This is a genomic window from Spirosoma spitsbergense DSM 19989, assembly GCF_000374085.1.
GTDB classification, from domain to species: Bacteria; Bacteroidota; Bacteroidia; order Cytophagales; family Spirosomataceae; genus Spirosoma; species Spirosoma spitsbergense.
This window is the reverse complement of record NZ_KB893544.1, coordinates 1-25881: the sequence shown is the minus strand read 5'-3', so window position 1 is coordinate 25881 and position 25881 is coordinate 1. Positions and strand designations below refer to the sequence as shown.

The 25881-nt window shown below is 47.5% G+C and carries 28 protein-coding genes; 17 read left to right on the top strand and 11 right to left on the bottom strand.

Annotation, left to right across the window (positions count from 1 at the left end; genetic code table 11):
* Positions 1-102: 102 nt before the first annotated feature.
* Complete coding sequence (gene rpoN, locus B157_RS0114975; RefSeq protein WP_020604114.1) at positions 103-1551, bottom strand: RNA polymerase factor sigma-54; 1449 nt, start codon at positions 1549-1551, stop codon at positions 103-105.
* Between the two features lie 153 nt (positions 1552-1704).
* On the opposite strand from rpoN, the gene B157_RS0114970 reads away from it, so the two are divergent.
* Positions 1705-3183: a nicotinate phosphoribosyltransferase gene (locus tag B157_RS0114970; protein ID WP_026308716.1), complete on the top strand. Its 1479-nt coding sequence runs from the start codon at positions 1705-1707 to the stop codon at positions 3181-3183.
* Positions 3184-3264: 81 nt separating this feature from the next.
* Here B157_RS0114970 and B157_RS0114965 read toward each other — a convergent pair whose 3' ends face one another.
* On the bottom strand, positions 3265-3756 hold the full coding sequence (locus B157_RS0114965) for a DinB family protein (RefSeq protein ID WP_020604112.1): 492 nt from the start codon (positions 3754-3756) through the stop codon (positions 3265-3267).
* Between the two features lie 155 nt (positions 3757-3911).
* Here B157_RS0114965 and B157_RS0114960 point away from each other — a divergent pair, with 155 nt between their 5' ends.
* From B157_RS0114960 to B157_RS0114925, 8 genes are all read left to right on the top strand, one after another.
* On the top strand, positions 3912-5867 hold the full coding sequence (locus B157_RS0114960; RefSeq protein WP_020604111.1) for a M1 family metallopeptidase: 1956 nt from the start codon (positions 3912-3914) through the stop codon (positions 5865-5867).
* Between the two features lie 64 nt (positions 5868-5931).
* On the top strand, positions 5932-6306 hold the full coding sequence (locus B157_RS0114955; RefSeq protein WP_020604110.1) for a hypothetical protein: 375 nt from the start codon (positions 5932-5934) through the stop codon (positions 6304-6306).
* Between the two features lie 56 nt (positions 6307-6362).
* Entirely contained in the window at positions 6363-6614 is a 252-nt protein-coding gene (locus B157_RS0114950; RefSeq protein ID WP_020604109.1) for a hypothetical protein, read from the top strand.
* The gene (locus B157_RS0114945) at positions 6599-6904 is read left to right on the top strand and encodes a type II toxin-antitoxin system RelE/ParE family toxin (protein ID WP_020604108.1); all 306 of its coding nucleotides are present in this window, start codon (positions 6599-6601) and stop codon (positions 6902-6904) included. The genes B157_RS0114950 and B157_RS0114945 overlap by 16 nt, the downstream gene beginning before the upstream one ends.
* 35 nt (positions 6905-6939) lie before the next feature.
* On the top strand, positions 6940-7176 hold the full coding sequence (locus tag B157_RS0114940; protein ID WP_020604107.1) for a hypothetical protein: 237 nt from the start codon (positions 6940-6942) through the stop codon (positions 7174-7176).
* Positions 7155-7457, top strand: coding sequence for a type II toxin-antitoxin system RelE/ParE family toxin (locus tag B157_RS0114935; protein ID WP_020604106.1), 303 nt, complete (start codon positions 7155-7157; stop codon positions 7455-7457). Before B157_RS0114940 ends, B157_RS0114935 begins: the two co-directional genes overlap by 22 nt.
* 7 nt (positions 7458-7464) lie before the next feature.
* Complete coding sequence (locus tag B157_RS0114930; protein ID WP_026308715.1) at positions 7465-7956, top strand: NADH-quinone oxidoreductase subunit C; 492 nt, start codon at positions 7465-7467, stop codon at positions 7954-7956.
* 77 nt (positions 7957-8033) lie between these two features.
* Entirely contained in the window at positions 8034-9698 is a 1665-nt protein-coding gene (locus tag B157_RS0114925) for a hypothetical protein (RefSeq protein WP_020604104.1), read from the top strand.
* Between the two features lie 8 nt (positions 9699-9706).
* Here B157_RS0114925 and B157_RS0114920 read toward each other — a convergent pair whose 3' ends face one another.
* From B157_RS0114920 to lpdA, 4 genes are all read right to left on the bottom strand, one after another.
* Positions 9707-11071, bottom strand: coding sequence for a M28 family peptidase (locus tag B157_RS0114920; RefSeq protein WP_026308714.1), 1365 nt, complete (start codon positions 11069-11071; stop codon positions 9707-9709).
* Positions 11072-11205: 134 nt separating this feature from the next.
* Positions 11206-11448 (bottom strand): DUF2442 domain-containing protein, encoded by a 243-nt coding sequence (locus B157_RS0114915; protein ID WP_020604102.1) that lies wholly within the window; start codon positions 11446-11448, stop codon positions 11206-11208.
* 5 nt (positions 11449-11453) lie between these two features.
* The gene (locus B157_RS0114910) at positions 11454-11813 is read right to left on the bottom strand and encodes a DUF4160 domain-containing protein (protein WP_020604101.1); all 360 of its coding nucleotides are present in this window, start codon (positions 11811-11813) and stop codon (positions 11454-11456) included.
* A gap of 7 nt (positions 11814-11820) precedes the next feature.
* Positions 11821-13221, bottom strand: coding sequence for a dihydrolipoyl dehydrogenase (gene lpdA / locus B157_RS0114905; RefSeq protein ID WP_020604100.1), 1401 nt, complete (start codon positions 13219-13221; stop codon positions 11821-11823).
* A gap of 205 nt (positions 13222-13426) precedes the next feature.
* Between lpdA and B157_RS0114900 the strand changes: the two genes are divergently transcribed.
* Entirely contained in the window at positions 13427-13993 is a 567-nt protein-coding gene (locus tag B157_RS0114900) for a hypothetical protein (RefSeq protein ID WP_020604099.1), read from the top strand.
* Between the two features lie 11 nt (positions 13994-14004).
* Here B157_RS0114900 and B157_RS0114895 read toward each other — a convergent pair whose 3' ends face one another.
* Positions 14005-16179 carry a tetratricopeptide repeat-containing sensor histidine kinase gene (locus B157_RS0114895; RefSeq protein ID WP_026308712.1) on the bottom strand — a complete coding sequence of 725 codons (2175 nt, stop codon included), beginning with the start codon at positions 16177-16179 and terminating at the stop codon, positions 14005-14007.
* Positions 16180-16664: 485 nt separating this feature from the next.
* Here B157_RS0114895 and B157_RS0114890 point away from each other — a divergent pair, with 485 nt between their 5' ends.
* From B157_RS0114890 to nth, 3 genes are all read left to right on the top strand, one after another.
* Positions 16665-17264, top strand: a complete 600-nt coding sequence (locus tag B157_RS0114890) for an RNA polymerase sigma factor (protein ID WP_018617705.1) — start codon at positions 16665-16667, stop codon at positions 17262-17264.
* Entirely contained in the window at positions 17239-17490 is a 252-nt protein-coding gene (locus tag B157_RS39760) for a hypothetical protein (protein WP_020604097.1), read from the top strand. The genes B157_RS0114890 and B157_RS39760 overlap by 26 nt, the downstream gene beginning before the upstream one ends.
* Before the next feature lie 135 nt (positions 17491-17625).
* On the top strand, positions 17626-18276 hold the full coding sequence (gene nth, locus B157_RS0114880) for an endonuclease III (RefSeq protein WP_020604096.1): 651 nt from the start codon (positions 17626-17628) through the stop codon (positions 18274-18276).
* A 70-nt stretch (positions 18277-18346) separates the two neighbouring features.
* Here nth and B157_RS0114875 read toward each other — a convergent pair whose 3' ends face one another.
* Positions 18347-18766 carry a nucleoside-diphosphate kinase gene (locus B157_RS0114875; protein WP_020604095.1) on the bottom strand — a complete coding sequence of 140 codons (420 nt, stop codon included), beginning with the start codon at positions 18764-18766 and terminating at the stop codon, positions 18347-18349.
* A gap of 196 nt (positions 18767-18962) precedes the next feature.
* Here B157_RS0114875 and B157_RS0114870 point away from each other — a divergent pair, with 196 nt between their 5' ends.
* From B157_RS0114870 to rdgB, 3 genes are all read left to right on the top strand, one after another.
* Complete coding sequence (locus tag B157_RS0114870) at positions 18963-20027, top strand: DHH family phosphoesterase (RefSeq protein ID WP_020604094.1); 1065 nt, start codon at positions 18963-18965, stop codon at positions 20025-20027.
* A gap of 107 nt (positions 20028-20134) precedes the next feature.
* Positions 20135-21061, top strand: coding sequence for an FKBP-type peptidyl-prolyl cis-trans isomerase (locus B157_RS0114865; RefSeq protein ID WP_020604093.1), 927 nt, complete (start codon positions 20135-20137; stop codon positions 21059-21061).
* Positions 21062-21123: 62 nt separating this feature from the next.
* Positions 21124-21705 carry an RdgB/HAM1 family non-canonical purine NTP pyrophosphatase gene (gene rdgB, locus B157_RS0114860; RefSeq protein ID WP_026308711.1) on the top strand — a complete coding sequence of 194 codons (582 nt, stop codon included), beginning with the start codon at positions 21124-21126 and terminating at the stop codon, positions 21703-21705.
* Positions 21706-21776: 71 nt separating this feature from the next.
* On the opposite strand, the gene B157_RS0114855 is transcribed toward rdgB, so the two are convergent.
* Positions 21777-23492: a peptidase dimerization domain-containing protein gene (locus B157_RS0114855; RefSeq protein ID WP_020604091.1), complete on the bottom strand. Its 1716-nt coding sequence runs from the start codon at positions 23490-23492 to the stop codon at positions 21777-21779.
* A gap of 331 nt (positions 23493-23823) precedes the next feature.
* Between B157_RS0114855 and B157_RS0114850 the strand changes: the two genes are divergently transcribed.
* On the top strand, positions 23824-25392 hold the full coding sequence (locus tag B157_RS0114850; RefSeq protein WP_020604090.1) for a hypothetical protein: 1569 nt from the start codon (positions 23824-23826) through the stop codon (positions 25390-25392).
* On the opposite strand, the gene B157_RS0114845 is transcribed toward B157_RS0114850, so the two are convergent.
* Both B157_RS0114845 and B157_RS35445 read right to left on the bottom strand, forming a co-directional pair.
* On the bottom strand, positions 25358-25591 hold the full coding sequence (locus tag B157_RS0114845; RefSeq protein ID WP_020604089.1) for a DUF2905 domain-containing protein: 234 nt from the start codon (positions 25589-25591) through the stop codon (positions 25358-25360). The genes B157_RS0114850 and B157_RS0114845 overlap by 35 nt on opposite strands.
* Positions 25592-25624: 33 nt before the next feature.
* Positions 25625-25881 (bottom strand): transposase family protein (locus B157_RS35445; RefSeq protein ID WP_020604088.1); only part of this gene is annotated, 257 nt, incomplete at its 5' end.

Sequence of the window (25881 nt, the reverse complement as noted above, 5' to 3'; positions counted from 1 at the left end):
AAGAAGTAGTCAATGAACAGCTATCAGTTATCGGTTATCAAAACTCAGCGGCAAAAATAAGACGGTAATATTGATAACTGATAACCGTTTGTTGATAACTGATTAAAGCTGTTTCCTCAGCCGGGCCACCGGGATATTGAGTTGCTCACGGTATTTGGCAACAGTCCGGCGGGCAATGTTGTAGCCTTTATCGTTCAGAATCTTCTCGAGTTTGTCGTCCGATAAAGGGTGCAGTTTAGGCTCGGTGTCAATCAGGTCTCTCAGGATATTCTTTACTTCACGACTGCTCACATCTTCGCCCGTGTCGGTCGAAATACCTTCGGAGAAGAAATATTTGAGCGGGTAAATGCCAAATTCGGTTTGTACGGCTTTACTGTTGGCCACCCTCGATACGGTCGAAACGTCCATATCGATCATGGTTGCAATATCTTTAAGAATCATGGGCCTGAGCCTGGATTCGTCGCCCGTCAGGAAGAAATCGTACTGAAAGCGCACAATGGCATTCATGGTCCTGAGCAGTGTTTGCTGGCGTTGCTTGATGGCGTCAATAAACCACTTGGCGGCATCCAGTTTCTGCTTAACGAACGTGACCGTCTCTTTCAGATTTTTATTCTGCTTTTTGCTTTTGTCGTAGGTATCGAGCATATCGGCAAAGGAGCGGCTGATGCGCAGTTCGGGCGCATTCTTCGAGTTCAGCGTCAGTTCCAGTTTGCCATTGCTGCTGGTCAGAATAAAGTCGGGAACCAGGTATTGGGCCGTACTGGATTCACCATCTACGGAGCCGGGTTTTGGATTGAGTTTAATGATGACATCAATCACTTTTTTCAGCGAATTGTCACTGATACCGAGCCGACGCTGAATTTTGTCGTAATGCTTCTTGGAAAATTCGTCGAAGAAATCATCAATGATCCGAATAGCCAGCGTATTATACGGGTCGGAAGTATCTTTGCGCTTCAGTTGCAGAATCAGGCATTCCTGAAGCGTACGGGCACCAATACCCGGTGGATCGAACGACTGAATTTTGTGCAGCATGTCTTGCACCTCTTCGGTGTCGGTGAACACATTCTGACCAAAGGCAAGGTCATTTACGATAGCTTGCAGTGACCGCCGGATGTAGCCATCTGCTTCAATGCTCCCAATAAGCTGTAAACCAACAATACGCTGCTGATCGGTTAATGTCAGGTAACCAAACTGCTGGAGCAGGGAATCCATCAGACTCGAACTGGTTGCCAATGGCATGTCCCGTTCTTCTTCGGCATAATTACCATCACCCTGCATTTTGTATCCACCGTAGTCTTCGTCCTGAATATACCGATCTATATCCAGCTCATCGTCACGCTCCTTGTACTCATCTGCCTCATCGAAAGAGTCGTCTTCCTCCTTCTGATCATACTCCTCATCCATGCCCTCTTCCAACGCCGGATTGATTTCAAGTTCTTCTTCAATCCGGGTGTCCAACTCAACCGTGGGAATCTGCAACAGTTTGATAAACTGGATTTGTTGCGGAGATAACTTCTGCTGGAGCGATTGAGATAAGCTTAACTTCTGCATGGTGGTACGAGAGCGGTAGATATTTATCCTATTGTCAATCGATTATAGTGACAGCAAAACAGCCCCTCACAATTATCAGACCAAAGTAACGACCATTTTGTTTTTATCCTCATAAATTTTCTATGAAGTCATCTTGTTTTACTTTCGCCCTGTATGACAAACAAGCTTTACGACACCTCTCTTAGTCTGTTGACGGACCTGTATCAGGTAACGATGGCCTATGCCTACTGGAAGTCTGAAACCGCTGAAAAAGAGGCAGTTTTCAATCTGTATTTTCGCAGGAACCCGTTCGGTGGTGGTTTCACGATAGCCTGTGGGCTGGCAAACGTAATCGGCTATATCGAGCATTTTGGTTTCTCAAAAAAAGATCTGCGCTATTTGCAAACGCTGACCGGCAACGATGGGAAACCCCTGTTCGAACCTGCTTTTCTGGCGTACCTGGCTACGCTGAAACTCACGTGTAGCGTAGAGGCTATGCCCGAAGGAACAGCCGCGTTTCCCAACGAGCCGCTGGTGCGGGTTCGCGGTCCGATTTTACAGTGTCAGCTGCTGGAAACACCCCTGCTAAATCTCATTAATTTTGAATCACTGATTGCCACTAAAGCCGCCCGACTGCGGTTGGTAGCCCAATCTGACACCATACTGGAGTTTGGCCTGCGCCGGGCGCAGGGCGTTGATGGGGGTATGACAGCCAGCCGGGCGGCTTATATTGGCGGCTGCGACGGCACCTCGAATGTACTGGCCGGTAAACTCTACGACATCCCCGTGCGGGGTACCCACGCCCACAGTTGGGTGATGGCGTTTGCCAATGAGCAACAAGCATTTGACACGTATGCGCAGGTACTGCCCAACAACGTAACCCTGCTGGTTGATACCTATGATACGCTACAGGGCGTTCGACATGCAATAGAAACGGGGCGAAAACTGGAACAGCAGGGGCATAAACTAGCCGGTATCCGGCTCGACTCCGGCGACCTGGCCTACCTCAGTATAGAAGCCCGTAAATTGCTGGATGAGGCCGGTTTTCAGGATACAGCCATCGTAGCCAGCAACGACCTCGACGAAACAATTATAGGGAGTTTAAAGCAGCAGGGAGCAGCAATAACCGTATGGGGAGTAGGTACTAAACTCGTCACCGCTTTTGACCAGCCCGCCCTGGGCGGTGTGTTCAAACTGGCCGCGCTGAAAGATAGTGAGACGGGTCGGTGGTCGTACAAAATGAAACTCTCGGAGCAGGCCATCAAAATCTCAACGCCCGGTATTCAGCAGGTACGTCGCTTTCGGGATGAACGCGGTTTTCTGGCCGACATGATTTATAATACCGAAGAAGAAGCCGGGATGGATAAAGATGTCACAATGATTGATCCGCTCGATTTCACAAAACGCCGGCGTTTTGACGCGAACCAGCCCTACGAAGATTTATTAGTACCCATTTTTGATGCGGGCAAATGCGTTTATGAACTTCCCGATATTCATTCGGTACGGGCGCGGGTGCAGACGCAACTGGCCGGATTGCATCCGGGCGTGAAGCGATTTGTGAATCCGCATACTTACCCGGTAGGATTGGAAAAACACCTTCATGAACTGAAAACAGCGTTGATTTTGGCAATAAGGGAAGGAAAGGAATCGTAAACCAAAGTAGATTAGGTTTGCGATGTGTCAGGTTTGGGGAGGACCCGATGGCTTTCCCAACCTGACACATCGCAGGGAAACTCAATGTTCATCCGCACTGGGTCCGTAGCTGCCAGGAATCGGAATGTCGAGTAATCGCAGGTAAACACCCAGCTGAGCGCGGTGATGCACGACTTGGCAGAACGTTGTTCGAATCATCTCATGTTTGGGCGAATGCATATAAATGGTCTCTCCGTCCCGCAGTGTCCAGGGTTTTGTCAATAGGGATTCATTTTCGGGTACCAACTGCAACCGGCCATTGGCCAGACAGCTTTCGGCGTAGTTCATCAGGTCGGCAGTAGTGTTTATTTCGGTCGGCTGGTAGGGATTACTGGCAAAATCCAGTTCGTCCGTTGTCAGCACCATCGTTACCCAGGTGGGTAATTCGGCAATATGAGTCGCCAACTGCCGGATGGTCATGCTTTTTGGGTGCGGTTGCCAGTCGTATTTATCATCCGGAATACGTTCCAGCATTTTGCGGGTTGTTTGCGCTTCCTGCTCCATTTCGCGTAAAAACAGCGGTATCAATTCCATGAGACTTCGTTTGGTTTATTGTCCGAAACAAAGGTAAATGGGGGATGTGACAGCCCTATGTCAGCAGGCTTTCGGGCTGGCAGACCGGTTTTTCAATTACCTTGCAGCTATGATTTCGTGTTTGATATGCTGTTCCTATTTGTCCTTCTATACCAATGAAAGTTGCCCTGCTCCTACTGCTGTCTGGTTTTGGCTTCGCCCAGTCGGCGAAGCCTATTTTTCCGCAGCCGTTGAGTCCGCGGCTGGCTAACTACCAGATCGACGTAACGCTCGACCCGGCTACTAAAAAACTGAACGGGCGCGAAACGCTTACCTGGAAAAACGCATCCAGCGATGTCATTCGTGAATTACGATTTCACCTGTACCTCAATGCGTTTCGGAATGAAAAGTCGACGTTTATGCGCGAATCGGGCGGGCAGTTGCGAGGGACCACCATCGACCGGAATGAGAAAGAAAACGCTTATGGTTCCATCGATATACTCTCCATGAAACGACGGGGTTCGGGGAACACGGCTTCAGAAACACTTGTATATCAATACATCCAGCCCGACGATAGCAACGCCAGTGACCATACCGTAATCCGGGTACCCCTGAGCAAGGCCGTTGGGCCGGGCGAAACCATTACGCTGGACCTTTTATTCAAGGCGAAACTGCCGAAAATCTTTGCCCGTACGGGATTCAGCCGCGACTTCTTCCTGGTAGGACAGTGGTTTCCTAAAATTGGCGTGTACGAACCCGCCGGTACCCGCTATGCTACAGTGGGCCAGTGGAATTGCCACCAGTTTCATGCAAACTCCGAATTCTATGCTGACTACGGGGTGTATGATGTCAACATCACCACGCCAAAAGAATATTGGGTCAGTGCCACGGGTTTGTATCAATCGGAAAAGCTACACCAGAACGGTACTAAAACCATCCTTTATCATGCCGAAGATGTAGTGGATTTCGCCTGGACGGCTTCCCCTCATTTTGAGGTGATAAACGACAAATGGAAACGGCCTTCGGGCGGGGAAGTCAGTATAGAGTTAGTCATGCAGCCGGAGCACCGGAATCAGGCGCAACGCCATATCGATGCGGCCAAAGCAGCCCTTGCCTACTTCGACAAACACCTGGGCCGCTATCCGTTTCCCAACCTGACCATTGTTGATCCGCCCCTGCACGCCAGTGGCTCCTTTGGTATGGAATATCCCACATTCATCACCGCCGGTACTGTCTGGGCGATGCCCAATGGGGCGCGTTTTCCGGAAGAGGTAACGATTCATGAATTTGGTCATCAGTACTTCATGCAGCTATTGGCCTCCAACGAGTTTGAGGAAGCCTGGCTCGACGAAGGATTCAACCAGTACTACGAAGGCCGGATTATGGACGAAACCTACGGCCCGCACTCGTCGCAAATTGATTTATTGGGATTCCGGATGGGCGATATGGAAAGTTCGCGGGATGGGTACGTACATCAGAACAATCCGGCCATCGGTTCGTCATTTGGCAATACGTGGCAACTACCCGACGGGCAGTATGGGGTGCTCACGTACTTCAAAACCGCTACTTGGCTCCGAACGCTGGAGGGGCTGGTAGGGAGCCCCGTGATGGACGAAATCATGCAGACGTACTTTATCCGCTGGCAGTTCAAACACCCCAACGGGCAGAACTTCATCGACATTGTCAACGAAATTGTTCCGAAACGATTAGGCAGTAAGTACGGGGCCGATATGAACTGGTTTTTCAAACAGGTTTTGTACGGCGAGAACGTAGTGGATTACTCCTTGCATTCGCTCAAAAACAAAACGCTGGACAAAAAGAAGCAGACCATCGTTACCATTCGGCGTAGTGGCGACGGTATGGTACCGGTAGACATTCTGGTGCATTTCGACAATAACAAAGAAGTCACACTACACTGGGACGGTAAAGAGCACCAGCGCCAGTTCACCCTCACCCAGAACGCCAAAGCCGTGTGGGCAACTGTTGATCCCAGGCAAAAAGTCTATATGGATACCAATTTCAACAACAACAGCCTGACGCTGGAACCATCCTCAGCACCAGCGGCCAAATTCGCTGCGAAGTTTTTATTCTGGGTCCAGAACTGGATGCAGTGGCTAGCCTGGCTGGCGTAAGGATTGCTAAACCCGTTTCCAACTCTTTTGCGCCGAAGTGGGTCTGTATAAAAAATGAACGGTCATGAAAAAACACCTTGCTCTCTTTCTGATAGCAGGCCTATTGTCCTGCCACAAAGACGAACCAGTAACGATCAATCCTGACCCAGCATTAGGTTCCGTCGTTGAAGCAACGGGAAGGTTATCCAACTACGCGGCTATTGATGGATGCGGGATACTCCTGACGATACAGAAGGACTCAGTAACATTTAACGAGTATGCCATTAGCGAAAAGTCTGACTCGCTGGTAAAACACTATTTAGTGTACGAACGCGGTTATGCTGACTTGAAAGCGACTTTTCAATTTCAACATACGAACCGAAAAAAAGATGTACAGTGCGGCTGGGCCGGTTTCAAACCTTTCGATGAGGTGTTGCTGTTATCTATAAAACCTATTTGAGAGAAACCGTTTTTAGAATTAACCGTTGTATCTTTCAGTAACAAGTGACTACGCCAATGAGCATTCAGGAAATGAAAAGTAAAATCCATCATTTGGTGGATGAAATAGAGGACGAGCCTGCATTGGAACGCTTATTCAATTCGGCGAAAGCCATATTGGCCGACGATACGGTACCTTTAGCGACGTTAGCGGAGTTAACTACCAATCAGCGTCAAGAACTTGACAGAGCCATTCAGGACCATGAAGAAGGTAAAACCGTATCGCATGAAGAAATGAAACAACAGCGTCGTAAATGGCTAAACAGATAATCTGGGCCGAAACAACCGTAAAACAATTCAACTCCTTACGGGACTATATTGAGGAAAATAGATCAATTGAAGCCGCCATTCGATTCGTCGATGAGTTTTACCGGCAGTTGGATATTATTGATAGTCAGCCGTATATCGGCATGAGTCACGCCGAGAATTCCTTACTGAGAAAACGACTCATTGCCAAGACCCACTACCTGTATTACCTGATTGAAGACCATAATACGATTCGTCTGTTAAACATCATAGATACGCGCTCTGGGCCAGATAAAAACCCTTTTGCTTTTTGATAATTTGTATCTTTCAGTAACTAAGCCAATACGTTATGAGCATTCAGGAAATGAAAAGCAAAATCCATCACTTAGTGGATGAGATAGAAGACGAGACAATTCTGGCCGAAGTAAGTCGGATTCTGTCCCGCGAGTATGATATACTGGACGACCTAACGGATGAACAGGTAGCTGGACTGGAAAAAGCCCGGGAAGATGTCAGAAACGGCAAGTACAGCACAATGGCCGAACACAAGCAAAAAATAGAACAATGGCTGTCGGCCCGAGGCTAATTGTATCCGATTTAGCGGAAGCTGACCTGATAAAAGTCATTGAATTTTTGGACGAGCAGTGGTCACCGGAACTGGCGATTCGCTTTGTAGATAGTTATTACCAAAAACTGGACCTGATCGAATCCATGCCAAGTGTTGGATTCCTATCTGAAAAAGTGCCTGACGTTAGAAAAGTGAAGATTGACAAATTCAATGTCATCTGTTATGAAGTAAACAACCAAGTAATAACGGTTCTTCGAATTATAGACACCCGTAGTAGTCCTGATACGAATCCGTATTAATCTATGTATGACCTTCCCTGAACTAACTGACCTCCTTACTGACCAATTTGGGACTGATATTCAGATTAGTACTCAGAACTTACAACCATACCTTACCGTTCCAGCAGCTAGATTGGTAGCTATCTGTCAGTTTCTGCGTGACGATGACCGGCTCTTTTTCGATCTGCTGGCCTGCGTTACCGGCATCGATAACGGCCCGGAAGCCGATACGATGGAGGTCGTTTATAACCTCACGTCTATTCCGTACGAACACAATCTGATGATGAAGGTCATTGTATCCCGGGCTACCGGTTCGGCCAAACTACCATCTGTACCAAGCATTGCCCACATCTGGCGCACCGCCGACTGGCACGAGCGTGAAGCCTTCGACCTGGTTGGTATTCATTTTGAGCATCACCCCGACCTTCGCCGAATTCTGCTGCCGACCGATTGGGTTGGCCATCCTCTACGCACTGACTATGAAGAACAGGAGGACTATCACGGCATAAAAACGAAGTGAGCCTGCAGCTTTTTTAATAAGCAGTTGACTGTTTGGGGTTTTCGTTTGTTATTGCTTTGTCTGTTCTTACTAAAGCAATGAAAAAACGTTTCTGTATTCTGATTAACTTATTCGTTATACCCTTCTTATTCCCTTTTTCAAGTCAGGCCCAAACGGACTCTGTCATCGTAACGGGCCGTATTCGTAATCTATCGGCCCGGATGTACCGGGAAGCCTCTACCGTACTAATCAGCCGAAACAACGTATTGCAGGCTAATAGGGAGCTGGTACGGCCTGCTCCGCTGAGTGTTGACGGAACATTCCGGGTTACGATGCCGCTGATTTATCCGCAGGAGGAAATGTATTTTAACTACGGACGTATTTCAACCGCGTTTCTGGCCGCTCCCGGTACGCTCACGCTTGACCTAAATGCCGACTCACTCTTCTCAATGGCCGTTCCTTTCAGGTTTGGTGGGGTAAATGCGCAGGTGAACCAACAGTTTGCCCGCTACAAAGCGTTTGAAGCTACTTACCCCGACAAACCCGATGGCAAAAAGCTTTCGGAGATGGTTGAAAACCGCAATAACGTCGATGCGTTTCGGTCGCTCTCTACGGCCTACCAGGCTCCGTTCCGGCAGTTTGCAACGAAAGAGAAACCGTTTCCGCTAACGGCTCGCTGGATTGCCGGAAACAATACCTACAACGCGGCTGCTTTTCTGTACGATAAAGCCACGTATGAAAATGAAAAGTTGCCTACTTCTTTAGATGATTCGCTCCGGCCTCCTAACAATATTCTGCTCACGGCGGCCCGCGCATCAGCCATGAACCGATTTGCGGCTTATGCTACCCAACGGCTCACGACTGATGCCAGTACCCGAACCAACGGCATCACCGTGCGGGCGCTGGCTCTTTTGCTGGAGCGATACGGCAAAAACCTTACGGCTGATGAGCGTACCCGGCTTCGCGATTATGCCCAGCAAAACTCCGCCCGGGCCGCCGATTTACGGTTTTTCGATGGGTTGGTGAAACGGAGCCCGGATACGCTCCAGCGCCTGGTTAATTACGAAACACTCATTCAGCGAAGTATACGGCAATACGATAGCACCGCCGTCGATTACCTGGCTGCTTACTGGCTGACGACGACGCTGCCCGGTTTGACGCTTAATTTCGCCCGGTTGCTGTACGATTACGCCCGTCCTCAGATCAGGGATTCAAAACTAGCGGCATCGCTGGATGAGCTGTACGGACTGGAAGTAAAAGACAGTACCCGAATCAGGTCAGCTATGCAAACGTTGCGTAAAGCTGGTACGCGAACCGCTGCACTGGAAATTTCGCCCGGTGTGTTCGTTACCCGCAATGATTTCGGCAGCGGTTCTGGACTATTAGACCAGGTTATCGATGCCAACCGGGGAAAGGTAATTTACCTGCTACTCACCTCCCCTAGTAATGAAGCTGGCCGACAGGCCGCGCTCGATGCCCAGCGGGTACGCAACACCTACAGTCCGCGCGATTTTGCGTTGATATACGTCCCCATGTCAGACAACGACAAAAACCTCTGGCCCGAATTTGCCACCCGGCGCAACCTCTCCGGCGACCATCTGCTATTGACGGATGATCAGCTCATGGATGCCATAAGTCGATTCAGGGCCAATGACGAAATTTCGGCTATGGTCATTAATCGAAAAGGTAAGATTGTAAAACGAAGCGCGCCCTTACCGGGCGCGCTCGAGGAAGCAACGAAAATCATTGATAAAAACCTGTAAGCTACCTATCACAAACCATACGCATCCAGTAGGTAAACTATTGCCGCCATAGACGCTGCTCCCAATTCCAGCTCACGCTGACTAACGGCTTCAAACCGGTCGACCGTTGTATGATGGTAATCAAAGTACCGCTGCGAATCAGGTTTAAAGCCTAGTAACACGGTGCCCGTTTGAGCAAGGGGACCAATATCGGCCCCTCCTCCACCCGGCCCGATTTCAGCTAGTCCGTAGGGAGACAACAATGGTTTCCAGGCCATGATTTTTTCCCGCTGCTCGGGTTTTCCGACAATACCGAAACCACGCGGTGTAAAACCACCATTGTCGGACTCGACGGCTGCAATGTGTTTTTCGTTGTTTTTCTTTGCCAGGTCAGCGTATTGAACTCCGCCACGCAGGCCGTTCTCTTCGTTCATAAACATGACCGCCCGGATGGTCCGCTTAGGCTTAATGCCCAGGGCTTTCATGATTCGCAGCACTTCCATCGACTGTACACAACCGGCACCGTCATCATGAGCACCTTCGGCCAGGTCCCAGGAATCCAGGTGTCCGCCCACCACAATAATTTCGTCGGGTTTTTCACTACCCTTAATTTCACCGACTACGTTATAGGATTTAGCATCGGGCAGAGTTTCGCAATTCTGTTTGAAATAGAAAGTCAGGGACGGATTTTCTTTCAGGGACTTGCTGAGCAAATCAGCTCCGTTGGTACTAATGGCGGCTGTTGGAATCAGCGCAACGCCAGTGCCATAGCGCATGCCGCCCACGTGCGGGTTGTCGTCGTGTACATTGGTCATGGAGCGAACAATAGCCCCGACGGCACCGAGTTTGGCCGCTTCGGTTGCCCCATTAGCGCGCTGGTCTACGGCTCCACCGTAGGCTTCGAATGTGTTAATTTTCGTCGGGTCCATCGGGCGGTTGTAAAACACGATTTTACCCTTTACCTTCTCAGGACCGAGTGCCCGTAATTCGGGGAAACTTTTCACCTCAATTACCTGCGCTTCGATACCTCTCGGCGGTGTCGCCACCGAACCGCCCAGGGCAGCAATAGGCACCGTCATTTTCTGTTTTCCGATGTGAATAAAGGCTTCCTCTTTTGCACCACGAACCCAATGGGGCACCATGACGTCCTGCAAAAATACTCGATCAAAACCCTGTTGCTCCATTACCAGTTTCGTCCAGTCAACGGCTTTTTGGGCACCGGCAGAGCCGCTTAGTCGGGGGCCGATCTGCTTGGTGAGGTGTCGTAGCCACTCATAGGATTTACCATTCGAGAGCGCTTCATTGTAAATTTTTCGGATGGCAACCGAGTCAGCATTTTGAGCATAGCTATAACTAACAAGCAGGCTTAAGAGAAGTGTAAGCGTTTTTTTCATCATTCAGGAGTTGTATAGATTAAGCAGGCAAGATACAGAAAAGCCCGGCTACCTCACAGCAGCCGGGCTTTTGTTCTTTCACTGGTAAATTACATATTAATCGCCCGGTTATCGGTAGCGGTCAGGTATGGTATCTAGGCTTCTATCAGTTCGCCTATGTACCATAACGTATCGGCGCTCAAGTCGACCTCGCCATCAAGCCATTCCACGTAATATTGCCGATTCTGCACCATATTAAATAGCCTTAGGTCGGTCAAAGGTTTAAATACTTCTGAATGAAGGTATTGGGTAATATTAGCAATCTTCTCTGTTCCATCTTCAAATGTACAGGCAAGTCTGTAGTCAGGCAAGGGTGCTATAGTAGTCAGGATTCTCATACTATCTATTTCAATGCATCTATCTTAAAAACAGTGCTACCTTCGGTTGCTAATTGCCAGTTTGCCATTAATTCGTCTTCGTGAATTTCTATCCAGGCTTGTACCAGTTTCAATTTTCCGGCAGGGAATTTACCCGTAAGTAAATCTCCTGCTGGTATAGAAACAACAGCATTTTGTCCAGAGTACTCTACATGGATATGAGGTAGATGATGTTCTTTATTATCGAAGTAAAACATACGAATGATAATACCATAGAACATCGAGATAACAGGCATAAGCAGGTAGCTTTGATTTACCTCAAAGTTATAGATTTCAAACATAAAAAGCCCGGCTACCTCACAGCAGCCGGGCTTTTGTTCTTTCACTGGTAAATTACATATTAATAGCCCGGTTATCCGTAGCGGCCAGACAGGCTTCTTTGAAGGCTTCGGTATAGGTTGGGTGTGCGTGTGACATACGCGACACATCTTCGGCCGATGCCCGGAACTCCATGGCCACTACAGCTTCGGCAATAATGTCGGCGGCACGGGCACCAATAATGTGAACCCCCAGAATCTCGTCGGTTTCTTTATGTGCCAGTACCTTCACCAGGCCATCGATGTCCATACTGGCCCGCGCCCGGCCTAATGCCTTAAACGGGAAAGACCCTACTTTGTAGGGAAGACCCTCCTGCTTCACTTCCTCTTCGGTGTATCCTACAGAAGCTACTTCCGGCCAGGTGTACACCACGCCCGGAATCAGCTTGTAGTGGATATGAGGTTTTTGACCCACAATGGTTTCGGCAATGAAGGTCCCTTCTTCTTCCGCCTTGTGCGCCAGCATAGCCCCCCGAATCACATCGCCCAAGGCGTAGATGTGCGGTACGCTGGTACGCAGGTGGTTGTCGACGTCAAGCTTGCCCTTCGCGTCCGTTTGCAACCCGGCAGCTTCCAGATTCAAGCCGTCCGTATAGGGCCGACGACCAACGGATACCAGGCAGTAGTCGCCGGTGAGGGTAGTGCTTTCGCCTTTGGGCGTATCCATTGTCACCACGACTTCGTCGCCTTTGTTTTCAACCTTGGTCACCTTATGGCTGAAGTAAAAATCGGCACCGAGCTTTTTGATGGATTTCTGCAATTCCTTGCCCATTGTTTTATCCATTGTCGGTATCATGGAATCGAAAAACTCCACAAACGACACCTTCGACCCAAGTCGGGCGTATACAGAGCCTAATTCGGCACCAATCACCCCGGCACCAATCACAATCATGTGTTTTGGTATTTCGGTAAGCGTCAGCGCTTCAGTAGACGTAATAACCCGCTTCTTATCAATCGGCATGGAGGGAAATGACGAAGGTTTCGAGCCAGTGGCAATCACGATGTTTTTACCTTTGATGGTTTGTTCTGATCCATCGTCCTTCGTTATTTTGATAGTATGAGGATCAACGAATGACCCCAGGCCATGTAACTCGTCAATCTTATTTTTCTTCATCAGGTAGGTTATTCCCTTCGTAGTCTGATCGACAACGTTGGCCTTCCGTGCGATCATCTGCCCCAGATCAACCTCCAGGTCATTTAACTTGATACCGTGCTCAGCAAAAGTGTGAGCGGCATTGAAGTAATGCTCTGACGAGTCGAGCAGGGCTTTCGACGGAATGCAGCCAACGTTTAAACACGTTCCGCCAAGAGTCGGATATTTTTCAATAATAGCCGTTTTCAGACCAAGTTGGGCACAGCGAATGGCCCCGGTATAACCACCGGGTCCCGAACCTATAAAAATCACATCGTATTCCATAGAATCAAATAAAGAGACGACTAAACAGAAGATATAAGAAGAAAGACAAAAGGACGGTTTCGCATCTTTCTTCTTATGGACAACACCTTTCCTTCAAACTAAATGCAAATTTGGGTTAGAAATTGATTACCCAAACCGATTTACCAAAAAACGTGTTGGAAGTTTTGTAAGGTCTTTCCAAACCAGCACCGTTTTGCCCTGATTTATGCGTTTTATTTTCTCTGTTTTTATACTATTACAATTCGTCATCAGTAGTTGTACCAATCCCGCCCGCCAAGATCAGCCAAACGTTTATTATGATGTACTGGGGTTTGTTAAGCAGCAAATCGCGGATCTCTCGGTGCGGAAGCCATTGGTAAGAAAGGCCGTCAGTATCAATGATACCCGAAGTCAGCAGCATACCCGCGAAATTAACTGGAGCCGTGAACTGGCCTTATTCACGCAGGCCGACATCAATAAACCAGCTCTCCGAACCAGTTATCAGATTACCCGACCCGATTCACTCACGTACCAATACACGCTGAAAAATTCAGCCGATCAACTAACCGTTCAGTCTCTTATAGTACAGGTCGATTCTGTAACACACCAGCCGCGCCGGATTGAAGCGTTTTTGCAAACCAGCAACCCTTTATATTCATCTGAGCGCAATCTTTTGCTGGAAAGTGGTCCAACTGGAGGTCAATGGCGCGTAAACCATTACAGGCTATCAGGATTCCAGAAACTTCCGTATTTCGACAAAAACAGTTTTCTGGTAGAAGGACAGGTTAATTAAGTAAGCCTCGGTTAGGCTTTGTTCAATGGCAGAATAAAAATGAAGGTCGTTCCTTCACCCACACCGGAGTGGATTTCGTAACGACCCTGAATCAACTCCATCCGGGCCTGAATATTACGCAACCCCATACCCGTTGCATCATCTGGATTCATCCCACAGCCATTATCCTTTACAATCATATTTAACTCATTGGCAAATCGCTTAAACAGGATGTCGCTTTGTGTTGCTTCGGAGTGACGGATGATATTGCTGCACAATTCAATACAGATTGAATATAAATTAAACTCCGTGGTTTTGCCTAACCGGGATAATTCGGCGTGGTCTAAATGAAACTCGATCTTCTGGGTATGATTTAACTTATCGACCAGCCGGGTGAGGGCTTCAGCCAGGCCCTGTTTTTCCAGTTCATCGGGTTGGAGGTTGTGTGACAAATAACGCACCTCGGCGAATGCCTCTTTGCTCATAGTTAGCAGATTATGGTAGATCTTTTGCTCCCCATCAGCCATTCTGTCGGGATTAAGTGCGGATAAACTCGTTCGGATGGCAGCTAACAGTCCACCCAGGTTATCGTGTAGATCAGCGGCCATTCGCTTTCGTTCGAGCGTTTGGCCACGTAGTAAAGCCTCTTCAATCTCCCGATTTTTAGCCCTCAGTTGATCGTTAGCCAGCTTTAATTCGGCCGTTCTTGCCAGCACTTTATCTTCCAGATCGTGATTGAGGCCTTCAATTTCTCGTTTTTGCCGACTGATTAATCGGTTCTTCCGGTAATAAACAGCAATAAAACCCCACAACATAGCTATACCCCCAACCAGAACGATCCTAAGCAAATCGGCCTGTTCAATATCACGCCGTAGCTTGTCAATGTTCGCCAGCTGCTCCAGACGGTTCTTTTGCGACTCAGCCTTCAGGTGTTCTGTTTCTATCGACTGCTTAAGTTGACTCATGCGGGTTTTAGCTACTAACTGATTACGTTCTGATTCCGCCCGCAATCGTTCCAGTTCAGCTTCCCGTCGCACATTGGTCAATTGTTGCAGTTGCACGTATCGCTCATTTTCGGCAACTGTAATTACCTGATCCACAGCATACTTCTGCTGCATGGCTGACAACTCTTCTACCCGTTTGAGATTTTCCAGGCTATCGGTCAACAAGCTGTACTCATCATACATGGCCAGTGCCCGAACAGGCTGATTAGTTAGTCGGTAGGCACGATACAATGAATGAGCTGCCATTTGCCGGATACGTAAAAAGCCCGCTTCCCGCGCAACAGACACCGCTTTCTCACCATACTCAATGGCCAGATTTGGCTTATTGGTGAGTGTGTAACATTCCGATAACCGCGCCCAAACAGAGGCCTGCCCGGCTCGATCAGCCAATTGACTCCAGATGGTTAATGCTTCGCCAAAAACCATTATAGCGTTTTCTGGCTGGTGCCGATTGATAAAAAAATCACCGAGCCGTTCATTGGCATAGGCCAGATTGACTTTCGAGTGAGTTTCCAGCGCAATTTGCCGACTTGAATCATACGCGCCACGAGCTTTCCCGTACTGCCCCTGAATTTCGTAGATTTCGCCCATCTGGCTTATCGCCTGGCTCATCAGAAGTTTTCTGTTTTTGGGCGACAGCGATGTGTTTGCGCTAAGGAATGTTAATGAAAGCCGGTAGTTCGTCAGCGCATTGTCATATTCTTTCAACAGCCTGTAGATATCTCCCATGTTCATTTGTATCTGCCAGCAGGGCGAACTTTCGGGAGGGAGTTTTTTGCATAATTCCAGCGCCTGTTGATTAATCTGGAGTGCCTGAGGGTAGTTATCCTTCACCGCCCTCAAGTAGTACTCCTGAAGCATCATAGCCCGAACGATGTAAAGACTGTTGTGATATCCTTTGGCTTTTTTTTCCAGCTGTTTTGCGTAGAAGTAGCTACTGTCATAGCCTGCCCCCCTCATTTGCTTAAATACAATGGACATAAAGCGGAGACCTTCCAGCCGAAGCGTATCATTGGTACGCCCTTGGGGTAATTGGACAGCTATTTTTCGATGCGTTCGGCCCAGAGTCAGTAGACTATCTATATACGAGATGTCACTCCGCCGGTCGAAATTTAGTTCAGGCAGCTTGGGACACGACTGGGCGAAGCAGGTGACACACCAGCCAGGCAGTAGTATCAGAGGTACAAGCCAAACGAGTCTCATAGAATTTCAACAGCAATAAGGCAAGACAATAGGGGACACGAAAATACTGATTAACTACACTAAATCAATGTGTTGCGTGCAAGGGCTTTATTTTCATTCTCACCATCCCTAATACATACTTACTTTTGTACACGTATTGAGACTTTTTCATTGGTGGTTTATTAAAGGAAGCAATAAAAAATTGAGAGGAAACTAAACTAAATGGGAACCACATGAATCCAAAGGATATAATCATAACGTAAATACAATTATTTCCCTGAAAAAGCTATCTTTGTGAGACGCCAACGATAGGGTATTTTTTCTCGATGTAAATTGACTTTTTCTAAGAAAACATACGCTCTGGCAGATTTTTTGCTATATATATTTGGATTTTGACATAGTTTTCCTTTATTTTCAAGTCTTGAATAGTAGTAAGTTTACAAAAAACATAACCTCATATACACTATCGAAACACAACTCTACGTTACCTAATTGTCTTACTGAAAATGGAAAAAGCCCAGGTAAACGACAGTGAGTTGATTTCCCTGTACATCCGTGGTAATGAGAAAGCCTTTGCTAAATTAGTGCAACGGCACAAATCGAAGATTTATACCACTATTTATCTGATCGTAAAAGACCAGTACGTAGCGGAAGACCTGATGCAGGACACGTTCATAAAGGCCGTGGATACGCTCAAGTCGGGTAGATACAACGAGGAGGGAAAATTCTTACCCTGGATTATCCGAATAGCTCACAACTTGGCGATTGACTATTTCCGAAAAGATAAACGCTACCCCAGTGTGGTGTTTGAAGACGGAAGCAGTGTGTTTAATACGCTTGAGTTTGCGGAGGATTCCGTTGAATCACTCCAGATTCGGCAGGAAACACACGAGCATTTGCGCGAGTTGATTCAGCGATTGCCGGAACAACAACGTCAGGTGCTCATCATGCGGCACTACGAGGAAATGAGTTTCCAAGAGATAGCCGATGCAACCGGCGTCAGCATCAACACGGCTTTGGGACGTATGCGTTATGCGTTAATTAATTTGCGCAAACAACTGAGCAAACGTTCGCCGAGTTATGATAAAAACATTTACCCAAGATGATGTAGTCCGGTATGTCTATGAAGAGACTTCTCCAGAGGAGAGTCTGCTCGTTGAAGACGCCCTAATGTCGGAGCCGGATCTGATGACTTTCTTTCTGGAAGCCCTTGAGCTGAGAGCTTTAATGAATAAGATAGAGCGTCAGCCAAGGCCCAACACGGTTCAGACTATTCTGAATTACTCAAAAAATCATCCAGCAAATCCACCTGCCCGTTTACGATCTTCGTAACCAGCGGGTGGATTTTAGTTTTTTACAGCCCGGGCAGTTATGCGCTGTAGGTTAAGCTTCTTCATGGTTGTACCATACAACTGGAAGTGGCATATCCTTCACACATTACTGCCCGGGCTGCACCTATATTACCACATGCAAAAGAAAGAACGCTTTCATCGCTTTATAGACTATTTTACCCAACACTACCCTGATCCTAAAACGGAGCTGGATTTTTCCAATCCCTACGAACTACTGGTCGCGGTTATATTATCAGCCCAATGCACCGATAAGCGAATCAACCAAATTTCGCCTGCGCTGTTTACCCGATTTCCAGAGCCGGAATCGCTGGCAGCCGCTTCCATTGATGAAGTGTTTGGTTACATCCGCAGTGTTTCCTATCCCAACAACAAGGCAAAGCATCTGGTTGGTATGGCAAAAACACTGCTGGAAAAATTTAGCGGAAAAATACCGGCATCCGTCGAAGAATTACAGACATTGCCCGGTGTAGGCCGAAAAACGGCTAACGTGATTTTGTCGGTTGTTTATAATGAGCCGACTATGGCTGTAGATACCCATGTATTCCGGGTTTCGCATCGAATAGGATTAGCCCCACTAACAGCCACAACACCACTAGCCGTAGAGAAGGCTCTAATGATGCATATTCCTAAAGAATACGTGCCGAAAGCGCATCATTGGCTTATTTTGCATGGGCGCTATGTGTGCCTGGCCCGTTCACCCAAATGCGGGGAGTGTGATTTGAGCGAATTTTGTAAGTACTATCAAAAGAGTCAGCCCGTTTATTAGTCAATGAGTTAACCAGTGGCATATTCGCTGGTATTGATCAACTCATTGACTAACAAACTGGCCGACTAGCTTAATATTGATCGGTACCGGCGAAAAAGAAGCTACCTTCAATCTGGGCGTTCTCATCTGAATCTGACCCGTGAATAGCATTAGCTTCCAGTGACTTAGCGTACAATTTACGAATAGTACCTTCCTCAGCCTGAGCCGGGTTGGTAGCTCCGATAAGTTTGCGAAAGTCGGCAACAGCATTCTCTTTTTCCAGAATCATTGGAATAATAGAACCGGATGACATATACGCACAAAGATCATTGTAGAATGGGCGTTCGCTATGGACAGCATAGAACTGTCCTGCCCGCTCAGATGTTAACTGTGTTTTGCGAATGGCGACGATCCGGAAACCTGCTTCTTCAATCATTTTGATAATGGCACCTGTATGCCCGGCCACTACGGCATCGGGCTTAATCATAGTAAATGTTCGGTTGGTTGTCATTCTGAGTAGTATTATCCAAATTTTATTGGGCGCGAAGGTACAGACTTTCAGCTAAAAAGCCACGATTTTTGGCAAACCCCACCATCAGTAGCCTCTACAGGCGTATGTATAGTAAATGGCCGAATTTAAAATCAGCCAGTGCGCCTTTGCATCCTAATGGGTAAACCGGCCTTCGTAATTAGTATTATTCGTACTTTTGGGTTTCGATTACAACTACGGTTGTTTATATATGCAAGATATTGAAGCAATTGGTGCGATTGTGGGGCAACTACCCGGTAACTCCAAATACACCATGCTGATTACTACTCACCAAAATCCTGATGCCGATGCGATGGGATCATCATTAGGGCTGGCGGGGTACCTTCGTAAAAAAGGGCATCAGGTTACCGTGATTACCCCAACCGATTACCCGCAGAACCTTCACTGGATGTCAGGTAACGACGATGTCATTGCATTTGATGAAAAAAAACGGGTGGTAATAAGTCAACTCATTGAAGAAGCTGATATTATTTTCTGTCTTGATTTCTCAAGTCTTGATCGAATTCGTGAGCTAGCGCCCATGGTACGGCAGTCCCGCGCTCGTAAGGTACTAATCGATCACCACCTGGAGCCGGAGTCCTTTGCGGATGTGGCTTTGTGGGACCCCAAAGCTGCGGCTACTGCCGAATTGGTTTTCCGGCTAATAGTGCAGTTAGGGGATAAAGATCTGATTGATATCCCAATAGGCGAATGCCTCTATGCTGGGCTGATGACTGATACAGGTTCATTCCGTCATTCCAATACGACCGGCGACGTGCACCGAATGGCTGCCGTATTGGTGGACCTCAATATTAATGTCAGTAGTATTCACCGAAGGATTTTTGATAATGTATCCCTGGATAAGTTTCGGTTGTTGGGTTACATTCTAAACGAAAAACTAAAGGTTCTGCCCGAATACAAGTTCGCCTATATTATTCTGACTGATGCCGAATTAAAAAAGTATCGCTCAAGAACCGGCGACACGGAAGGTATGGTCAACTACGCTCTAGCCGTTGAAGGAGTTGTTATGGCTGCTATTCTAATCGACCGGGTAGACGAAATACGAATTTCATTTCGGTCGATAGGTAATTTTTCCGTCAGGGATCTGGCCAGTACACATTTTAATGGAGGAGGGCATCGAAATGCAGCAGGAGGACGCTCAAAACTATCATTAGCCGAAACCGAAGAGAAACTTTTAGCTGTAATACCCCTGTATCAGCAACAGTTGCTGGAAACTGTTTAGATGAATTTGCCGTATTGGGTTTATGGTAATAAGCCAATACGTATTGAGTTCCATTACCATAAATCGAATACTGTAAACTCATTCAAGAATAAATCAACTAATTTCTCATGTCTCTTAAAAATTTCGGGAAAGCCGCCCTACTCGTCGCTGTTGTAGCGGCCTGCGGTAAAAACCGCGTACAGGTGACGGACAACGGCCTGAAGTACAAAATTCACGAACAAACGGAAGGAACCCGCAAAGGTAAAGTCGGTGACATTCTCACGCTTCACCTTACGCTGATGAATAATAAAGACTCCGTACTGCGCGACACCCACAAGGAAGGCGCCCCTTTTCAGATGCTGTTACAGGTTCCACCTTTCAAAGGTTCTTATGAAGAAGGGTTAACCATGCTCGGTAAAGGCGACAGCGCAACCTTCTACGTCAGTGCCGATTCCCTGTTTACCAAAGCCATGCAACCTCTGCCTCCGGGCGTTCAGAAAGGAACGGACATTGGTATTGCGGTTAAAGTAATGAACGTACAAACCGAAGAAGAATACAAGAAAACACAGGCGGCTGACTTTGATAAGCAGAAAGGTATTGATGAAAAAGTAATTCAGAATTACCTGGCCAAAAATGGCATGACCGGCAAAGCCCAGAAAACCGATTCGGGCGTGTATTATGTTGTTACGCAGCCGGGTAGCGGCCCTACGCCTAAGCAGGGAGAAGTGGTAACCGTACACTATACCGGTAAACTGCTGGACGGAAAGGTTTTTGATAGCTCCCGGACAAATCCCCAGGCAGGCGGGAAACCCGCTCAGTTCCAGTTGGGCGTGGGGATGGTTATTCCCGGCTGGGAAGACGGCGTTAGTAAGCTACACAAGGGTGAAAAAGCGACGTTGGTCATACCTTCAACGCTGGCCTATGGTCCCCGTGGCAACCAAGCTATTCCACCTAATTCGGTGCTTCTGTTTGATATTGAACTGATGGATATTCAGAAAGGTCAGGCACCTCAGCCTGGTATGCCACAAATGCCACAGCAACCTTCGGGTCGATAAAAAGCCGCAACATTTTTCAGATGGCCGTTTGCAGTTTCTGCTGCAAACGGCTTTTTTTGTTTATGATTGAACTCTGTTTTGCGACCAATAATAAGTATAAACTGGATGAAGTTTCCGACCAGCTCGGTAACTCGTTCATTATCAAAACACTCCGCGACATTGGCTGTACGGTTGAATTACCAGAAACCTCCGGCACCATAACGGGTAACTCACGCCAGAAGGCAGATTATGTATGGACGCATTTTGGCACACCCTGCTTCGCCGATGATTCAGGGCTGGAGGTGGAAGCCCTTAATGGTGAACCGGGTGTCGATTCCGCTCACTATTCGGGTAGTCGCGATGCGGAAAAAAATATAGAGAAGTTGCTGAAAAAACTGGCAGGGAATAGCAACAGGAAGGCTCAGTTTGTAACAGTCTTCACACTCGTTCTTCACGGGGTAGAGCACCAATTCGAAGGTCGGATTGAGGGTCAAATCTTAACCGAACCAAAAGGCATTGGTGGATTTGGGTACGACCCAGTATTTCAGCCTGATGGACAAAATCGTACTTTTGCCGAGATGAGCGTAGAAGAAAAAAATGGCATGAGCCATCGGTCACGGGCATTAACCAAGATGATAGCTTACCTGGAAAAGCAGGTAGATTAAGGCACTGTCTAACATTTTATCCTGACTCGGGCCACTCGATCCGAGCCAGGATAAAATACCAGTGTCAAAAACTATTCTGACCGTGATGAACCTACTTTGGCAGCCGCAGCTTTTTCAACGGCTTTTTTGACGGCTTCCCGCTGGTCATCGCGCAGGGTTGGGTACTTGATACCGAGTTGCTCCAGGTACGTTTTGTACTTGCTGGGATCGTAGTAAAACTTCTCCAGCTTCGGCTTGAACTCGGCCATAATTTTCTGGTTCAGGTAGATAGCAGGTTGTTCTTTCGAACTGATGAGCGGTTCGTACTTGATGTCTTTCGTCTGTTCGTCCTTATAGTATGCCCAGGCCTCTTTGATGATTTCGGGTTTTAACAGCAAATCCAGCAATGTCATGGCTTCGGCCTTGGCACCGTATACAATGCCTTTGTGGGCGATAGGGGTTGCCATCGAAATGGCATTGGCCCAGTGGTGACCGGGTAAGCCCGGAATATTGCTTGGATAACGCAGCACAATGGTAGGTAACGACCAGGAGATGTCAGCAATGTCGTCGGAGCCACCGCCCATGGGTGTCATAGCCTGACCACCCATCATCACAACGGGGGCAGAGGAAGTAGGCATGCCCATCGAATCCAGTTTCGTGGCTAACCCTTCCACTTTGGGAGCCTGTAATTCGAGTTGAGAAGCCCGCGCCAGTAACTGATCATCTTCCGACCAGGTGGGTAAGCCAACCTTTTTGATATTGTCGTACATAGCAGCCGCCATAGGCCGGTTGGTATGTACAGGCCAGGCCGAACCCAGAATTTCGTACGTAAATTTCGTATCAGTCATCAAAGCCGCCCCTTCTGCCGTTTTCACACCTTTCTCAAAAAGGGCTTTAATTTTGGGATAGGTGCGTTCGCGAAAGTAGTACCAGACAGCCGCTTTAGAGGGTACAACATTGGGCTGGTCGCCACCATCGGAAATAACATAGTGTGAGCGTTGCGTCAGTTCAAGGTGTTCGCGCCGGAAGTTCCAGCCAATGTTCATTAATTCAACAGCATCTAGTGCGCTCCGGCCACGCCAGGGTGCTCCTGCGGCATGGGCTGCCTGACCTTCAAAATTAAATTTTACCGAAATCAGTCCATTATTACCATTGTCGCCCCAGGAAACCCCCAGGTTATTGCCCACATGGGTGAAGATACAGGCATCTACATCCTTGAAATAGCCATCGCGCACGTAAAACGCTTTGGTACCCACCAGTTCTTCGGCTACACCGGGCCAAAGCATGAGTGTACCTGGAATTTTCTCCCGTTCCATGAGCTGTTTTACAGCTAGTACGGCCACAATGTTAAGCGCCTGACCAGAATTATGCCCTTCGCCATGACCGGGTGCTCCCTCCACGATGGGGTCTTTGTAAGCCACACCGGGTTTCTGGCTGGCTTTGGGAATACAGTCAATATCAGAGCCTACAGCGATGAGCGGTTTACCCGATCCCCAGGTAGCAACCCAGGCCGTCGGAATACCGGCAATGCCTTTTTTTACGGTAAACCCCTCTTTTTCGAGCAGGTTAGTCAGGTACTTGAACGACTCTTCTTCCTGAAAACCAAGTTCCGAAAAACTAAATAGCATATCGTTGATTTGCTGAGCCTGATCTTTACGGGATTCAACAGCGGCAACGGCTTCAGCTTTCAGTTTGCCGAGCCGGTCCGACGTTCGGTTAGTTTCAGATTTAGTTACTTTTTTTGCCTGGCCAAACAGGAGCGTAGGGGCCAGTAGAAAGGCGATTAGTAGATTTTTACATTTTTTCATTGATAAGGCAAAATTTTATGTTGCTTTTTAACGTATAACCAGCTAAAAATAAGGAAAATTTACTGAATACAAGAATATCCCCTCCTTAATGTCAGGCTAAAAAGGGAAGATGGTATTGAACCATTACGTTCACTCAGCAGATGAAACTCCTAACCGACGCCGATGGATTGAAACGTTAGTTCTTCATAATATTTACACGACTCCAAAGCTTACAGCCGATGGATACGATGGCATAGAAATTGTCGTTGTTTGACGTACGTTTTTGCGATATCTTCTTTTACTCGTAACTTCATACAACCGTGTTCGTCTATGCGTTCACACATCAGGCTACATGATCCGTATCCTTTGTTCTACTTTTTGCCTGCTCTCATTGCTGGCCATGCAGCCAGCCTTAGCGCAATTGGCTCAGGCCCTGCGTATTGAAATTGCCTCTGACCCAAATGAATCCGAATCGTTCGACGTTACGCCCTTAGCAGAGCGGGGTGTGTTGATGACAATTCGAACGGGAGGCTTTTATGATAATACTCCCGTCACGCTCCACTTTAAAAAGTATGATATTAACCTGAAATCACTCTGGCAGGTAGCCTTTAAACAAGACCTTAAGTTTAGACCACTGCTAACCTATAATACCGATCAGTACGCTTATCATCTCTTCCGCGAATACGACACTGACCGGTACCAGTTTATACGATTGCACCTGGAAGATGGAGCTATAGATCTCTTTGAGAGTAGTTTGATTGATCAGTTCGATGTACGCCAGTTCAAAGTATTGGGTAGTCAGGCTTATATCAGTGGTTATCATCACGGCCGACCCGTGGTGATGGCATTTTCTTTCTTTGATCATTCTACCAAAGTATTACCTGGCCTGTATGTCAATCGGATGGAGATTAGCAGTCTGGAAGTTGACGAGATCCATCGGGAAGTAAACGTGCTGGTTCACTCGCTGAAACGGCACTGCAAATTTTCGATCAGAACCTATAATTATGATTGTAAACTGCTCCGTATCAAGGATTTTGATGGTGCTGAAAACAGCCTGATTACGGGAAAGCTACTCCCGGTAAACGAAAATGAATCACTACTGGTTGGTAATTATTCAACAGACTGTACTCCTTATTCTCAGGGCATCTACGTTACCCGAATTCATCACGGCGAAACGGGTAGTTCGCAGGTAACTGAGTCAGTCAATGACATTCAGTACATTGAGTTTTCTCAACTTCAGAACTTCTTTAATTATTTGAAACCAAATCGTCAGCAAAAACTGCTGGCCCGGGCTTTAAAGAAAAAAGAGGAAGGTAAAGAATACAAATTTCATTACCGGTTGCTGGTACACGACCTGCAACCCACTCCTGATGGCCTTACGCTTGTTGCGGAGGTATATTATCCCCAATACCGGGGTAGTACCCTCGGGTATGGAACGTACATGCGGGGTGCCGACCGCTACGAGGGCTTCCGCTATACGCATGCCTTTATTTGCGGTTTCGATAAGCAGGGAAAACTCTTGTGGGACAATTGCTTTCCCATTAAAGAACTACTTAGTAAAGACCTGACCGAAATGGTACAGGTATCGCAGCAGGGTGACCAAATTGTACTCGCCTACCCAAACGATGGCGAAATCACGACAGAAGTGATTCAGGGTAATAAGGTCCTGAAAGGGACCGAAAAATTCAAGCTCCAGACAAATGCGGAAAACGAAAAGGTGACCTTTTCCGCACAGGATAATTTGATGGCCTGGTATGGGCAACATTTTCTGGCGTATGGGTTTCAGAAAATAGCCCCCTCGCAAAACTACGCCAACCAGCGTCAGGTGTTTTACCTGAATAAACTCACCTATCGCGAAGAAGAACCGACCGGAAAATCGACGAACGCTACGACCCGAAAAAACGACGAACCAGAACGATAAGCAGGTTCAGCAGAATGCTGACGACAATACAGGTCACAATAGGAAAGTAGACCCCACCGCCGTTTTTGCCCTCAATCCGGATATCGCCCGGTAAGCGTCCCATCCAGCTAAGCTTGTCCCCAAAGAAGTACACAACAAGGCCTGCCAGCACAACAGCTGCGCCGACCAGAATGATGTATTTGCCGATAGATGGGTTCATAGCAGTAAAATAGACAGGAAGTGATACTAGAGTTTATGTCAATTTAGGCTTAGGATGATTAGGATACTGAACAGGCTTTCGTGTCACTCTGAAATTGTGCAAGCCAGCGCACAAGTGAATCACCGTACCCACAAAATCGCTTTTTCGCAACCGACATGCATCCCGAACGATTCGATATCGTTTCGTACTCCCAATCACGTGTTCAACCTGAACCCGAATTCGCGATACCGCTTGGTTGTAGGCTTTCTGCTCCATACTCAATTCCTGGCCACGAGGCTTCTTGATGGGTT

Coding starts and splice junctions, on each gene's coding strand:
- B157_RS0114955 (WP_020604110.1), top strand. CDS start 5,932: ATGAAAAAACACCTTGCTCTCTTTCTGATAGCAGGCCTATTGTCCTGC.
- nth (WP_020604096.1), top strand. CDS start 17,626: ATGCAAAAGAAAGAACGCTTTCATCGCTTTATAGACTATTTTACCCAA.
- B157_RS0114855 (WP_020604091.1), bottom strand. CDS start 23,492: ATGAAAAAATGTAAAAATCTACTAATCGCCTTTCTACTGGCCCCTACG.
- B157_RS0114970 (WP_026308716.1), top strand. CDS start 1,705: ATGACAAACAAGCTTTACGACACCTCTCTTAGTCTGTTGACGGACCTG.
- B157_RS0114930 (WP_026308715.1), top strand. CDS start 7,465: ATGACCTTCCCTGAACTAACTGACCTCCTTACTGACCAATTTGGGACT.
- B157_RS0114875 (WP_020604095.1), bottom strand. CDS start 18,766: ATGACAACCAACCGAACATTTACTATGATTAAGCCCGATGCCGTAGTG.
- B157_RS0114950 (WP_020604109.1), top strand. CDS start 6,363: ATGAGCATTCAGGAAATGAAAAGTAAAATCCATCATTTGGTGGATGAA.
- B157_RS0114965 (WP_020604112.1), bottom strand. CDS start 3,756: ATGGAATTGATACCGCTGTTTTTACGCGAAATGGAGCAGGAAGCGCAA.
- B157_RS0114915 (WP_020604102.1), bottom strand. CDS start 11,448: ATGAGAATCCTGACTACTATAGCACCCTTGCCTGACTACAGACTTGCC.
- B157_RS0114960 (WP_020604111.1), top strand. CDS start 3,912: ATGAAAGTTGCCCTGCTCCTACTGCTGTCTGGTTTTGGCTTCGCCCAG.
- B157_RS0114940 (WP_020604107.1), top strand. CDS start 6,940: ATGAGCATTCAGGAAATGAAAAGCAAAATCCATCACTTAGTGGATGAG.
- B157_RS0114895 (WP_026308712.1), bottom strand. CDS start 16,179: ATGAGACTCGTTTGGCTTGTACCTCTGATACTACTGCCTGGCTGGTGT.
- B157_RS0114935 (WP_020604106.1), top strand. CDS start 7,155: ATGGCTGTCGGCCCGAGGCTAATTGTATCCGATTTAGCGGAAGCTGAC.
- lpdA (WP_020604100.1), bottom strand. CDS start 13,221: ATGGAATACGATGTGATTTTTATAGGTTCGGGACCCGGTGGTTATACC.
- B157_RS0114925 (WP_020604104.1), top strand. CDS start 8,034: ATGAAAAAACGTTTCTGTATTCTGATTAACTTATTCGTTATACCCTTC.
- rdgB (WP_026308711.1), top strand. CDS start 21,124: ATGATTGAACTCTGTTTTGCGACCAATAATAAGTATAAACTGGATGAA.
- B157_RS0114890 (WP_018617705.1), top strand. CDS start 16,665: ATGGAAAAAGCCCAGGTAAACGACAGTGAGTTGATTTCCCTGTACATC.
- B157_RS0114900 (WP_020604099.1), top strand. CDS start 13,427: ATGCGTTTTATTTTCTCTGTTTTTATACTATTACAATTCGTCATCAGT.
- B157_RS39760 (WP_020604097.1), top strand. CDS start 17,239: ATGATAAAAACATTTACCCAAGATGATGTAGTCCGGTATGTCTATGAA.
- B157_RS0114865 (WP_020604093.1), top strand. CDS start 20,135: ATGTCTCTTAAAAATTTCGGGAAAGCCGCCCTACTCGTCGCTGTTGTA.
- rpoN (WP_020604114.1), bottom strand. CDS start 1,551: ATGCAGAAGTTAAGCTTATCTCAATCGCTCCAGCAGAAGTTATCTCCG.
- B157_RS0114945 (WP_020604108.1), top strand. CDS start 6,599: ATGGCTAAACAGATAATCTGGGCCGAAACAACCGTAAAACAATTCAAC.
- B157_RS0114920 (WP_026308714.1), bottom strand. CDS start 11,071: ATGAAAAAAACGCTTACACTTCTCTTAAGCCTGCTTGTTAGTTATAGC.
- B157_RS0114845 (WP_020604089.1), bottom strand. CDS start 25,591: ATGAACCCATCTATCGGCAAATACATCATTCTGGTCGGCGCAGCTGTT.
- B157_RS0114850 (WP_020604090.1), top strand. CDS start 23,824: ATGATCCGTATCCTTTGTTCTACTTTTTGCCTGCTCTCATTGCTGGCC.